The sequence below is a fragment of the Lachnospira pectinoschiza genome, from assembly GCF_900103815.1.
Classification (GTDB): Bacteria; Bacillota; Clostridia; order Lachnospirales; family Lachnospiraceae; genus Lachnospira; species Lachnospira pectinoschiza_B.
Map to the genome: position 1 here is coordinate 905,896 of NZ_FNHZ01000001.1, position 12,889 is coordinate 918,784.

15 protein-coding genes and 1 pseudogene are annotated in these 12,889 nt (G+C 37.1%); 14 read left to right on the forward strand and 2 right to left on the reverse strand.

The window, feature by feature from the left end:
• Positions 1 to 60 precede the first annotated feature (60 nt).
• From BLQ66_RS03810 to BLQ66_RS03860, 12 genes and pseudogenes are all read left to right on the forward strand, one after another.
• Positions 61 to 873, forward strand: coding sequence for an SDR family NAD(P)-dependent oxidoreductase (locus tag BLQ66_RS03810; protein ID WP_074520988.1), 813 nt, complete (start codon positions 61 to 63; stop codon positions 871 to 873).
• A 74-nt stretch (positions 874 to 947) separates the two neighbouring features.
• The gene (locus tag BLQ66_RS03815; RefSeq protein WP_074520989.1) at positions 948 to 1,493 is read left to right on the forward strand and encodes a GNAT family N-acetyltransferase; all 546 of its coding nucleotides are present in this window, start codon (positions 948 to 950) and stop codon (positions 1,491 to 1,493) included.
• A 73-nt stretch (positions 1,494 to 1,566) separates the two neighbouring features.
• Positions 1,567 to 2,055, forward strand: a complete 489-nt coding sequence (locus tag BLQ66_RS11875; protein WP_143452971.1) for a hypothetical protein — start codon at positions 1,567 to 1,569, stop codon at positions 2,053 to 2,055.
• 23 nt (positions 2,056 to 2,078) lie between these two features.
• Positions 2,079 to 2,261 (forward strand): annotated as a pseudogene (locus BLQ66_RS03820) (TfoX/Sxy family protein); the annotation flags it as partial.
• Positions 2,262 to 2,312: 51 nt separating this feature from the next.
• Entirely contained in the window at positions 2,313 to 3,338 is a 1,026-nt protein-coding gene (locus BLQ66_RS03825; RefSeq protein WP_074520990.1) for a S66 family peptidase, read from the forward strand.
• Positions 3,339 to 3,489: 151 nt separating this feature from the next.
• Positions 3,490 to 4,008 (forward strand): helix-turn-helix domain-containing protein, encoded by a 519-nt coding sequence (locus BLQ66_RS03830; protein ID WP_074520991.1) that lies wholly within the window; start codon positions 3,490 to 3,492, stop codon positions 4,006 to 4,008.
• A 268-nt stretch (positions 4,009 to 4,276) separates the two neighbouring features.
• Positions 4,277 to 4,894 carry a hypothetical protein gene (locus tag BLQ66_RS03835; protein WP_074520992.1) on the forward strand — a complete coding sequence of 206 codons (618 nt, stop codon included), beginning with the start codon at positions 4,277 to 4,279 and terminating at the stop codon, positions 4,892 to 4,894.
• Entirely contained in the window at positions 4,881 to 5,789 is a 909-nt protein-coding gene (locus BLQ66_RS03840) for a nucleotidyl transferase AbiEii/AbiGii toxin family protein (RefSeq protein WP_074520993.1), read from the forward strand. The genes BLQ66_RS03835 and BLQ66_RS03840 overlap by 14 nt, the downstream gene beginning before the upstream one ends.
• 196 nt (positions 5,790 to 5,985) lie before the next feature.
• Entirely contained in the window at positions 5,986 to 6,618 is a 633-nt protein-coding gene (locus BLQ66_RS03845; RefSeq protein WP_074520994.1) for a sugar O-acetyltransferase, read from the forward strand.
• Positions 6,587 to 7,075 (forward strand): MmcQ/YjbR family DNA-binding protein, encoded by a 489-nt coding sequence (locus tag BLQ66_RS03850; protein ID WP_242869321.1) that lies wholly within the window; start codon positions 6,587 to 6,589, stop codon positions 7,073 to 7,075. Before BLQ66_RS03845 ends, BLQ66_RS03850 begins: the two co-directional genes overlap by 32 nt.
• 212 nt (positions 7,076 to 7,287) lie before the next feature.
• Positions 7,288 to 7,818 (forward strand): DUF6560 family protein, encoded by a 531-nt coding sequence (locus BLQ66_RS03855; RefSeq protein ID WP_074520995.1) that lies wholly within the window; start codon positions 7,288 to 7,290, stop codon positions 7,816 to 7,818.
• A 119-nt stretch (positions 7,819 to 7,937) separates the two neighbouring features.
• Positions 7,938 to 8,513 (forward strand): DUF6434 domain-containing protein, encoded by a 576-nt coding sequence (locus BLQ66_RS03860; protein ID WP_074520996.1) that lies wholly within the window; start codon positions 7,938 to 7,940, stop codon positions 8,511 to 8,513.
• A gap of 157 nt (positions 8,514 to 8,670) precedes the next feature.
• Here BLQ66_RS03860 and BLQ66_RS03865 read toward each other — a convergent pair whose 3' ends face one another.
• Together BLQ66_RS03865 and BLQ66_RS03870 are read right to left on the reverse strand one after the other, a co-directional pair.
• Complete coding sequence (locus BLQ66_RS03865) at positions 8,671 to 9,969, reverse strand: tyrosine-type recombinase/integrase (RefSeq protein WP_074520997.1); 1,299 nt, start codon at positions 9,967 to 9,969, stop codon at positions 8,671 to 8,673.
• An 83-nt stretch (positions 9,970 to 10,052) separates the two neighbouring features.
• Complete coding sequence (locus BLQ66_RS03870) at positions 10,053 to 10,676, reverse strand: helix-turn-helix domain-containing protein (RefSeq protein ID WP_074520998.1); 624 nt, start codon at positions 10,674 to 10,676, stop codon at positions 10,053 to 10,055.
• A gap of 185 nt (positions 10,677 to 10,861) precedes the next feature.
• On the opposite strand from BLQ66_RS03870, the gene BLQ66_RS11755 reads away from it, so the two are divergent.
• Together BLQ66_RS11755 and BLQ66_RS03880 are read left to right on the forward strand one after the other, a co-directional pair.
• On the forward strand, positions 10,862 to 11,539 hold the full coding sequence (locus BLQ66_RS11755) for a hypothetical protein (RefSeq protein ID WP_083330252.1): 678 nt from the start codon (positions 10,862 to 10,864) through the stop codon (positions 11,537 to 11,539).
• A gap of 273 nt (positions 11,540 to 11,812) precedes the next feature.
• Entirely contained in the window at positions 11,813 to 12,046 is a 234-nt protein-coding gene (locus BLQ66_RS03880; protein ID WP_008396997.1) for a helix-turn-helix domain-containing protein, read from the forward strand.
• The last annotated feature ends 843 nt before the right edge of the window (positions 12,047 to 12,889 follow it).

Below are 12,889 nucleotides of genomic sequence, written 5' to 3' on the forward strand. Positions count from 1 at the left end.
ATGATATGAGAATAGAAATGGGAAGAAAACTATAAATCGCAGTTTGTGGAGGTAATACAAATGGTTGATTATGGATTAAAGGGCAGGGTGGCTTTGATCACAGGGGTAAATAACCCGCAGGGAATTGGCGCAACGACTGCTTTGGCATTTGCCCGTGAAGGGACAAAGCTGGTTTTGGTTTATAAAAAGGTAAACCGACCTTTTGATAAGGATAGGACCGACAAAAACGGAGCGGACAGATACTATGCCGCAAATGCCGGTGACGCAGAGTATCTGGAGAACAGATTGCGTGAAATGAAGACGGAGTATCTGATCCTTGAAAGCGATATTTCTGATGAAGATAACGTAAAAGCGATATATGAATCGGCTTATGGAAGATTCGGTAGAGTTGATATATTAGTCAATAATGCCGCCACGGATGATGAAACAGGGTGCGACACTATAGAAGCTGTTACTCAAAAGGTTATCGATGATACGTTTGCAGTAAATGTTCGCGGAAGTATTATGATGACAAGTGAGTTTGTGAAACATTGTGGGGATTACGGGAGAATTGTAAATATTTCCACAGATGCAGCGCAGGTATTTGCAGGCCAGATCACTTATGGAGCAAGTAAAGCAACGTTAGAAGCATTAACACGTAGTATTGCACTTGAGGTGGCTAAATATGGAATAACCGTTAATTGTGTAGCCCCGGGACCTACTCAAACAGGATGGATAGATGAGGATTTTGAAAAAGTGGTTACTCCGTTGATTCCTATGGGGAAATTGATCCGGCCGCAGGATATTGCAGAAACAATACTGTTCTTGGCAAGCGAGCAGGCACGGATGCTAACAGGACAGGTTATAAGAGTTTCCGGTGGGAAAGCTTTGTAAATTCAGATTTGTCGACCTAGTTGGATAACTCCGTCCCAGGGGTTTATTATTTTGAGGCAATATAGGAGGGTGGAATGTTAATAGAACCTAGAGTGTTCCGGTGGAACGAAAAGACAATTGAGATTCGAAGTGCTCTTCCAGAGGATGCGAAGAAACTGAAAGAGCATCGTGAAGCAACTGCAGCAGAGACACATTTTATGGCGAGGTATCCGGAAGATGGAGACATTGATTTTGGCAAAATGAGAAACGGCATTGAGAGTATGCGGGATAGCCAGCGGGATTATCTGGTGACGGCATTTCTTGGAGATGAGATTGTCGGAGACCTTGGAGTGATGCTAGTCCGTCCACATATGAAATATTTGCATCGTGCTTATCTTGGTATGTCGATTCGACAGAAGTACACCGGGATGGGCCTTGGAAGCTTCATGATGGAGATTGCTCTGGAGCAGGCAAAAAAGAATGGTTTCGAGCAAGTGGAACTAGGCGTTTTTAGCGATAATAAGCGAGCACAGGGACTCTACCGCAAGTATGGTTTCAAGGAGTATGGTCGTACTCCAAGAGCGTTTAAACTAAAAGATGGAACCTACCGTGATGAAATCATTATGGTAAGAATGTTATAAGTAATAGTGGCAAGGCGCGTGTCCATGAAAAGAAAATTGCTATGAAAAAATAACAAATCGGAGTTTGTAGAAAATGAAATTATTATATGGGCTTTTATTCTTAATAACAGGTTGTGCTTGTGCGTTTGCCTCATGTCGTCAATTATATAGGATTATAAAACTGAAATTACGTGGTGCTACATGTACAGCAACAATCGTTGATTTTCATGAGGCTGTATATAGTAATCAGAAAGCAATTTTTATACGCCCTAGAAAAGTATTGGCATACCCAATTGTAAAATTTCGTAATGAAAAGGGCAAAGTTATAAAGACTATGACGCTTAATTCTATCAAGAATATGCGTGAAAAGAAGTGGAATGCTGTTCGTGATAATTATTTAGGGCAAGAAATTGATATTACTTATATTGATGAATATCCATGGACTTTTAATTATCCGCAAGGTGTGGCTAAAATGAATGTATTATGCATGCATAATAGGTGGTTTAAGCCTTTTATTGAATGCATTTTTGTTTTTGCACTTTCGTTGCTTATTTTGTTTTTTATAGTTCCACAGTTTTTTTAGATAAGCAACTTCCTGTTTGTCGGGATGAACGTTTCCTTGTCAAACCTACGAAAACGGCTAAAGCCATGATGCCGGAAGCAGATTTGGAATTGCCATATGATGGCGCGAAGGAAATGATTCTTGTGGATGATGTGGAGAATAAAGAGTTCTTAAGGGAGCTGGTACAGGCTATGTATGAAGAACTACCGACTCCGAAAAAGAAATAACTTACAGTTTTATAGACGATGAAAAATCGAGATTTGTATAGGAGGAAATATATGGTTAAGAATGTGGCGATAGTAAGTCTTTCAAGCGGAATAATGGGGGAATCTTTTGTTGAATTTGAGAAGAATATTGGGATTAAGAGACTTGAAGACTTTGGGCTTAACGTGAGATTTATGCCGCACGCACTGTTAGGACTTGAATATATAAAAGATCATCCGGAGAAAAGAGCTTTAGATCTTTTGGATGCACTAAGAGATCCAGACATAGATATGATACTGTGTGCTATTGGCGGAGATGACACGTATCGATTGCTTCCATATTTATTTGAAAATGATGAACTGAAAGAGGCTGCTACGGATAAAATATTTCTCGGTTTTTCTGATACGACAATAAATCACTTTATGCTTCATAAAGTAGGGATGACTACTTTCTATGGACAAGCCTTTTTGCCGGATGTTTGTGAACTGGCTACGGATATGCTTCCATATACCAAAAATTACTTTCAGGAGCTTATTGCAACAGGTACCATTCATGAGATAACACCAAGTGACGTGTGGTATGAGGAAAGAACTGAGTTCTCACCTGAAAAAGTAGGGACTTCGACACCGTCACATCCCAATAAGGGCTTCGAACTTCTGCAGGGACCGGCAACCTTCTCGGGAAAGATTCTCGGAGGTTGTATTGATTCGATGTATGACTTTTTTGATGGTGAACGCTATGAGGATATGCCGGTTTTGTGCAGGAAATATCATCTTTTCCCTGATACAAAGGACTGGGAAGGACGTATTATATTGCTGGAAACCAGTGAAGAAAAACCATCACCAGAGAAGTTCAAAAAGGCTTTGGAGTACTTAAAGTCTACAGGGGTATTTGAAGCTGTTTCAGGAGTGCTTGTGGGAAAGCCTCAAAATGAGATCTATGCTGATGAGTATAAAAAATTATTGGTGGAAGTGATAAGCAATCCGAAGCTTCCTATTATTTTTAATGTCAACATTGGACATGCTACACCTAGATGTATCATTCCTTTTGGTGTTGAGGCTGTTGTTGATGCGAATAATCAGATCATTAGATTTAAATGAGAAAGCGATAAATTCCAGTTTTTGGGGCTAAAGCCAATATAAATAATACTAGACAGATTTGTCCAATAGCGTAAATACGGCATTTTCTCGCTTTGTGTCGTGTTATGTTTAGTAGAATAATATTACTCTGTCAATGAAAGGAGGAAACAGTATGGATCAGAAAAAGATTGGACTTTTTTTAAAAGAACTTAGGAAAGAAAAGGATATTACACAGGAACAGCTTGCCGAAAAGATAAAAGTTTCAGGACGAACGGTTTCTAGATGGGAAACAGGTTCTAATATGCCTGATATTAGTTTGTTGGCTGAATTGGCTGATTTTTATGATGTTAGTATACCTGAAATCATTGATGGAGAAAGGAAAAGCGAGAATATGAATGAAGAAGTAAAAGAAACAGTATTGAAATTATCTGATTATACAGAGACAATTAATCAGAAAATTAAAGGAAGGTTACTTGTACTTACGGTTATTCCATTAATAGGAATGATTGCGGTCGTGATTATTGAATTAACAGGACTAGATACACATGGAAGTTTCTATGAAAGAGTAGCAGGTGCAGGCCTTGGGTTAATAAATTGTGGTATATTAATATTCCTTGCAATGAATCTTTCTGGACTTTTAGGAAAGATTAAGGCAAGACGAGAAATGAAACGAAAGTACAACTGTAAATAAAAAGTCTAATAGACCATAAAATTCAAGTTTATCATAAGATAGGAAGATGGTTTAACTTCTGGTCCAATGGATCAGAAGTTATTTTTATGTCGGGATTTTTATACAGAATGCAGTATTTATAGGAATTCCGGTTGTGCGAAGTTTCGTAAATTATAAAGAATTGGACAGAAGAGTTATCCGTTCTGTAAAAATAAAAACTTGCAAATAAGGATAAATGGCTGTATCATAAAGATGAAATAAAATGTTTCAGATTTGTGAGGTGAGCCAAATGATATATGATTATATAATTGAAAACTATAAAAATGGTGAGCCAATTTTTTTGACTGAGCTTCCGAGCAATTCAAAAGATTATCTTCGACAGGAAATGAAGAAACTTGTGGACGAAGGTAAGTTAGAGCGCTTATATAATGGCGTATATTTTCTTTCTTATGTTACAATTCTTGGTACTAAAGGGAAGGTTTCAGTGGATAAGTATATCGAGAAGAAGTATCTTGGCTCAGAAGAAAAAGTGGAAGGCTATATAACGGGATTACAGCTTGCAAACAAATATGGATTTACAACGCAGAATCCTTCTTGCTATGAAGTTTGTAGTAATGAAACATCGACTAAACAGCGTAAGCAGGAGATTGATGGAAATACCATTGTTGTATATAAACCGGTTGCTGAGGTTACATCTAAGAATAAATCTGCATTACAGTTTTTGGATTTAATGTCTACGATTGACAAGTATAGTGAGATTTCCGGACAGGAATTTGCTTCAAAGCTAAAAGATTTTGTCAGCTCAGTAGGTGTGGATTTTTCGGTTGTAAAACAATATTTGTCATTATATCCGGATAAAGTTTATAGAAATATTTATGAAGGAGGCTTGATGGGTGAGCTGGTATAGAGGTTATAAAGAACAATGGAAAGAGATTATTGAGACGGTAGCTGCCGAAGAGCATCGTACAACACAGATGGTTGAGAAAGATACTATTCAGTCGATGATATTGTCTGGTATTTCTCAAAGTGATCTTCCTTTTGTCTTTAAGGGAGGAACTTCTTTATCTAAAGCTTATGGGCTCATTGATAGGTTTTCAGAAGATATCGATTTGTCTATGAATCGCAAGCCGACTGAAGGTGAAAAAAAGCAGACAAAGAATTTGATTCTAAGCTTAGCAGAGGATTTAGGCCTGATTTTAACGAATCCAGAGGATATACAATCTCGCTATAGCTATAACAAATATGTGTTTAAGTACGAATCATTCTTTAGTGAAATACCTTTGGAACTGATTATTGAAACAAGTTTTTATCAGGATGTTTATCCGGCAGAGACTCATGATGTTTATAGCTTTGTGGGTAGATTCTGTGAAAAGAATGGAATTACTCTTCCAATTCCATTTGATGAAGCAAAGATAAGTATGCAGGTTCAGTCCTTGGAACGAACATTTATTGACAAGGTATTTGCTGTTTGTGATTACCGTATTCAAAATATGATGGATCGAGACTCGAGACATTTATATGATATTGCGAAGCTACTTCCTGAGGTTAAGATAACACCTGAATTAGATGCTTTGATTGATAGGGTACGCGACGATCGTATGAAGTCAAAGAATAATCCGTCAGCGCAGCTGGAATATAATATTCCAGATATGCTTAAGGAAATTATTTCAAGTCAATTCTATGAATCGGATTATAACAATATTACTAAGAAACTATTATATGAGGATGTGTCATATAATGATGCAATTGAAAAAGGAATAGCACTAGTAGTAGATATGGATATTTTCGAATATAAAAAATAGATGCTTATACTAGGTTTATTATTATGCCCTTTATATTCGGCTATTTTATAAAAATAAAATTGTAGCAAAATGGAAAAAAGTACAGTTTACTGGATTGTACACAGGCATATTTATAGAAACAGTCAAGTGGTGGTTTAAAGACGGATGTAAGAAAACACCAGAGCAGGTAGAAAGGTATTTTGAAGAGGTTTTTTAAATGAATAATATAGAACGTAGAGATAAAGAAATTGCTTATATTTGCGATGATGTTTTAATGGCAGAACAGAAAAAATGCAGAAAGATATTGCAAAAACTCAACTTCATGGATAGAAGTGATTTTGATGGAATCCGTGAGGTTATAGCAGAACTTTTGCCGGGATCCGAAGGAGCTTTTATAAATCCGCCATTTTATTGTGATTATGGAAATAATATTAAAGTGGGAAAGAATTTTTTTGCCAACTATAATTGTACAATTATAGATGTTGCAAATGTAACTATTGGAGATAACTGCCAGATGGCACCTAATGTAGCTATATATACGGCAGGTCATCCCATATATCCAAGCACCCGCAATTCTGCTTATGAATACGGAAAAGCAATATCTATAGGTGATAATGTATGGATTGGTGGCAACACAGTAATCTGCCCGGGAGTTAATATCGGAGACAATGTTGTAATAGGAGCAGGCAGTGTTGTTACAAGAGATATCCCGGACTGGAGTATTGCGGTAGGTAATCCATGCAGGATTAAGAGAACGATTACTGAGGACGACAGGAAAAGGCTTTTTAAAGATGAAATGATAGATGATGAAGCCTGGAATGATATCGTGGAGCGAGGTTATGCAGAATAATAAGGAGCAATGTGGTATAGATTTAGCAGGAGGTGTTTTGATGGCATCTGTAAGAGATGAAGTATCCAAGTATATAAAGAAAAAATATAAGGCATCTCCGGAATACCTTTGGAAGAGATATCCAAGCTTTGCAGTATACAGGCATGAAGATAATCGTAAGTGGTTTGCTCTGATAGCCACTATAGGCAGAGATAAGCTGGGGATTGATTCCACTGATGAAGTTGATGTTTTAAATGTTAAGATTGACGATTTGATGCTTAGAGATATCCTGCTTCAACAGCCGGGTTTTTATCCTGGATATCATATGAACAAGGGCAGTTGGATGACAATACTGCTTGATGGTACAGTGAGCTTTGATGAAATCTTCAATATGATTGATGGCAGCTTTTTAGATACGGCATCTAAGAAGAAAAAGGATAAGTTCCGTCAGCCAAAGGAATGGATAGTACCAGCCTGACAAGTTTACTTTTGACAGGTTGAAATCTGAGTATGGAATATATGCTGTGCGTGGACCGAGGGGGATACCTAATAGTCTGAGCGCAGCATTGAAAAAGTAATATAAATGAGTAAGCACAGGATGGATGCGCTTGAACAGAGGATGGCATTTATAACAAGCTTAAAAGAAACATAGAATACTATACCTAAATTCGATTTAGACGGGGTGAAAAAATGAATTATGATTATATAGAAATAACTTTATTTATTTGTGTTGTAGTAATAACAATTATACTTATAGTATTTAATAGTAAGGACAAAAATAAACCGCGTAATACAGAAGCTGTAGATACAGGTGTTTTTTGTATAAAAGAGCCGCGATTTGTTAAAAATCTATTTTGTGTAGGATGGGGTGTGGCTTCAATATGTTTGATTGGAAGTTTTTTCTCTTGCATATGGAATGGTTTTACGCTTGGCAACATTATTACAGTGTTAGGTTTTCTCTGTTTCGAATTTTTTAATTTGTATTGCTTGTTGAGAACAAAAAACTGGAAAATATCTGTAAATAAAGAGCAAATACTATACAGAAATTTGTTTGGCGTGACAAAAGAATATAATTTTAAGGAAATATTGGTTAAACAGAAAAATAACTCGGCAATTGTGGCCTATAAGGACAATAAAAAGGTTTTCAGCATTGGGACAGAGTTGATTGAGTATGCGGATTTTTTATGGTGGGCAGTAAAATATAAAGTATATGTAAAATAAATGTAGTACAAGCATTTTTATTTAAAATGAAAAATGCTGGATACAACTGTAATGATAAGACGGTATTTATACAGTGGTTATAGATGAAGTAAAACCGGGATTTGGAGGAGCAAATATAAATGAGTGAAAGACCTGAATTGGATAGAAAATTAGATGGAAAAACCTTTCGAAGTTATTATTATTTAAAGGAAGAATTGGTTGATTTTTGTAGAAAGAACAACTTGCCTATTTCAGGTGGGAAAATAGAACTAGCTGACAGAATTGCTTGCTTCCTTGATACGGGAAAGGTATTAGAAGCTTCTGTCAAAAGAAAAGCACCAGCTAATGTGCAATTAATCGATGAAAATACAATAATAGAACCTAATATTGTGTGTTCTGAAAAGCATAGAGCGTTTTTCAAGGAACACATTGGAGCGGCATTTTCTTTTAATGTGGCATTTCAAAAATGGTTAAAAAGTAACGCTGGTAAGACATATAAGGAAGCAATTGCGGCTTATTATCAAATTCTTGAAGAAAAGAAGCAAGGAAAAACAAAGATTGATTGCCAATTTGAGTATAATACATATATTCGTGATTTCTTTGAAGATAATAAAGGAAAGACTCTGGAGGATGCGATTAAATGCTGGAAATATAAAAAACAAATTCAGGGACATAATCGCTATGAAAGAATAGATCTTGTGGCTCTTGGAGAGTAGGAATAAGTATTATACAAATTCGGATTTGTATAACTAAAATCCTAACTTTCCTTATTTTATGCGGCTTGGCGGTATGCTTTGCCACTCTATATGTATCCTTTTCCCTTGTTTTTGCCCTTATGAGGTATCTACAAGGGAAAGTTTTTCTTATTCGATTTTATTCTCCAACCACCTTATCAAGTAGTCGGGCTGAGTTTCGCTTACCTTCTCGGTTAGCGTGTGCGTAGACATTCATAGTGGTACTTACATCCGAGTGTCCGAGTAATTCCTGCACATCATTTGGTGCTGCTCCGTTTGAGAGCAGGTTTGTGGTATAGGTGTGTCGCAGGGTGTGGAAGTGGAAATTATCATCAAGCTCCGACAATCGTTTCCTTGCTGTCCTTAAAGCTGTCTCAACCGTTGCAGGGGCTTCGTATGCTCCCTCCGGTCTGATACATACAAGGTCAATCTCGTTGTAATCAAGGGGAATGTCCTCTGTGCCATCCAAATGGTAAAGCTCATAGTAGATACGATTCTTTTCCTTGACTTCCCTGTAGTAGTTCCTCTGATAGAGTTCTCCGTAACTGAACACCTGCTTTCTCTGTTCCTTTTTTGCTTTCTTTAAGATGTCAGCGAGTGTATCACAGAAATCCACGATACGGATTTTCTTTCGCTTTGTCGGACAGATCTCGGTCTTGTGCCTTGCTCCGTTGTAACGGACACTTCTTCGTACTGTCAGATACTGTTCCTCAAAGTTAATGTCACTCCAAGTCAGTCCGCATACCTCTCCAAGTCTAAGACCTGTGTAGTATGCTATCTGTACCGGCAGGACAGCAGGCTTGTTTCTTTCTTCCAGATACTCCATAAGCGTCTGATACTGCTCTGGTGTAATCGGGTTGATAACCTCTGCATCCTCATCATTATCAGAAAACAAATCCACATCTTCCTCGGCTTTCCTACGCATTACCACATACTGCATTGGATTAAATGTGATGTACTGCTTTGAAAAGACTGCAAATCGGAAGGACTGTTGCAGGACTGCGTGGAAAGAACGGATATAGTCGATGGTGTAACCCTTTGACTTAAAATTTCCTTCCTCACCGCCAAATGCAAGCAAATCCATAAACTTCTGCAAATGCTCCGAAGTGACTGTCTTTAGTTTTCTGTTTCCGATTGGGTGCTGTTTAATCCTGTTTACTGCCTGTAAATAGTTACCGACTGTACCATTGCTAAGTGAACCTGTTTTCAAATCTTCCTCTGCCCATACATCAAGCATCTGTCCGAGTGTGAGGTTGTCCGCTTTGGCTAGAAACTTCTTTGCGTCATAATCCTCCATAGCCTTGCGTAACATTTTCTCCGTCTCTGATTTGCTCTCCGTACCTGCAAATTCTTTCTGAACCAAGTTACCACTTGCGTCCTCCACATAAAAGCGGTAGTACCATTTCTTGCCTTTCTTTCTTACAGAACCTTTTGCCATAATCGTTTCTCCTTTCGATATCGGCAATCGGAACTGGTGAAATGCTTCTTGCGTGTGAGTATATCATAGCTCCGTCTGCCTATCTATACCGAATCGGGATCTTTTTCTGATAAAAGATTGGCTAGTCGATTTTTCGCTGTCTCAGGATTTTTTGAATACAATCTTACAATATCGCCCATATCGTTAAATGCGTTGACGGTGTGGGTGATTTCTCTAAGGAACATAATCTCATTGTATTCCTTATTGGATTCAAACCCCATTGTCTGGGCGAGTGCCTTGTTATCTGCATTTCCTTTGAAATTCTTACAAGCGAACTGGAATGAATCCACGAACAGCTCGTATTCCTGTAACATCAGTAGTAGCAGGTCTTTGGAAAAATCACTTTCGGACTGTTCCATATCATAAGGGAGTTTATTCAGAATGGAAGTCATTACATCACGAATCTGTAATTCTCTTTTATCCGTAATGTCTGTTTCGTATTCGTCAGTCTCACCTTTCAGCCACTCCACAGATACATGAAGTGCATCTGCCAGACCTTCTAAGGTCATTTTCTTGGTGTTATCAATCGTTCCTGCTTCGTATCTCTGAATCGTGGATGCGGTCACGCCCATCTTTTCAGCGACATAAGGCTGGTTCAATCCTAACTCCTGTCTGCGGCTCTTTGCTCTGCTACCGATTGTCTTTCGCAATTCTTTATCTTTTAACATACTTGCGAACCTCCTTTTTCGGTATGTCATTACTATACCACATAACACGATATATTGCAATATGCAATTATAAGACGATTATTAAAATACCGTAACGAATTGCAAATTGGTGATTCGATATAACTTATATATTTGGCTCAAATAGACGATATATAAAATATCAAGAATAGATTAGGAGGTGCAGTATGTCATTTAATATTAGTAATTATGAAATACCAAATAACAGGAGTTTATATGATAAGACACTACAATATAGTAACTTTCGAGGCAGTAAATCTAAAACTGGCTCTACTACACAAAAAAGAACAGATATTTTAGAAATATCTCAGGAAGCAAAAAAATTACAGGAGTCTGATTCAAAAATGTCAGCAAACTCTGGCAAAGATATATTAGGTATATCGAAAGGTCAAGGGAATAATGACTATAAAGTACATTTTTCGGATTCGGCAATGGTAAGTCGTGCAATATCAAGGGGGAGAATTACAGTAAATGGTGTTGATATTGAGTTATCAGATCAGATTAAGAATAAATTGAGAGAAGTAGATAAACAAGCTGAAAATAATCGAATGAAAAATTATATGGAATATGTTAATAAACATGAGGCTGCTGTAGCAAAACAGCAGGCAGAAACTTGGAAGAAGGCATTTGAAACTCCAGATTCACTCAAAATATTACTTGGCATAGACGATAAAATGCAAAGAAAAGTAGAAGCAGGACAAGATACAATTACAGGAGTATCTTGGAATGATTTTGAGTGGAAAACATATGAAACCGTATTAGATGTTAATTTGGATAGAGGAATCGCCACGCTTGGAGAGATTTCTTCAAATGAAGTAATTCTAAACGAAAAAGAATATTTGTAGGACAACATAAAAGCCTAGTTAATATATAGTTAATTAATCAATAATGATGTAATCCTCTTTTGTCAGAAGAAACTGGCAAAGGAGGTTTTTTTGTTTTTAAAGCACCAAAATATGCAATACGCAATTTAACATCAATCATTAAAACATCGTAACGCTTGACAAGACGAAATAAATGCAGTATAGTTACCGTACAAAGAAATTGCGTAACGCAAGTTTTAGAAAGGAAATAAAATGCACAGGACTTGTAATCCTACGCAGGAATGAGGTGATTGAATGACAGAATTAAAGTTTGCTCTCTCCATTGAAGAAGCTGCCGACTATACAGGCATCGGAAGAAACACTCTTAGAAATCTTGTTGAATGGGAAAAGCTGCCAATCCTTAGAGTTGGAAGAAAAATCTTAATCCGCAGGGAACGATTAGACGAGTTTCTGATTCTCAATGAGGGGAAAGATTTACGAGACAGACACGCAGTAAAAGCGGTCAAGGGAACAATGAAAAATGAATAAGGGACAGTCCTAAGACCATCCCTCTGGTATGTATCTGACTAAAAGCCATGATATACCTACACGCAAATAGATTATATCACGGACAAGTCCTCAGATACAACCAGAACTTTTGGAAAATGAGGACAAGATGGATGTGAATGGGTGCAATCGTCCACCCAGATGGTAGGACAAGTCCACCCAAGATACAAAAGGTGTTATGAAATGTCCACCCATTTCAGAAAATAAAAAAATAAGATAGGTGCAATCATCCACCCAAGTGGTAGGACAAGTCCACCCAACTTACAAAAGGTGCTGTGAGTTAATAGTAAAAATCTCTATTAAAATCAAAATGTAATAGAATAATGCACTATTAAAAACGGATTTTAATAGTAAATTCTTTTATTAACATCATCTGATACTGACGAACTCAAAGAAAAAATCGCAGATACAGGTTAATAGTAAAATCCACTATGAAAAAGGAAATGTAATAGAGCAATACACTATTAAAAAAGAAATTTAATAGGAATTTTAACTACCACTTTCTTGCCAGATACAGTTTAAGAGCAAGCAAAGTAGCACAGTGCTATTGTCAGGGTGAAAATGCTAACGAATCGTGCTATTGTTTTGCCGATTTTAATAGCATAAGTGCTATTGTTTCAAAAATGGTCAAAAATCAACAATAGTAAATGTGCTATTGTTTTCACAAAAAATGCTATTGTTTGTGCTATTGTTTCGCTGATTTTCATAGCAATCTTCTAGCATTCCTGTCAAGAAAAAGGAGTGCCGGATACGGCACATAAAAAGTGTGCCATTAAAGGCACAAAATTAGGTGCTGAGGGAACAGTTACAGCTAAAAGTGGACTT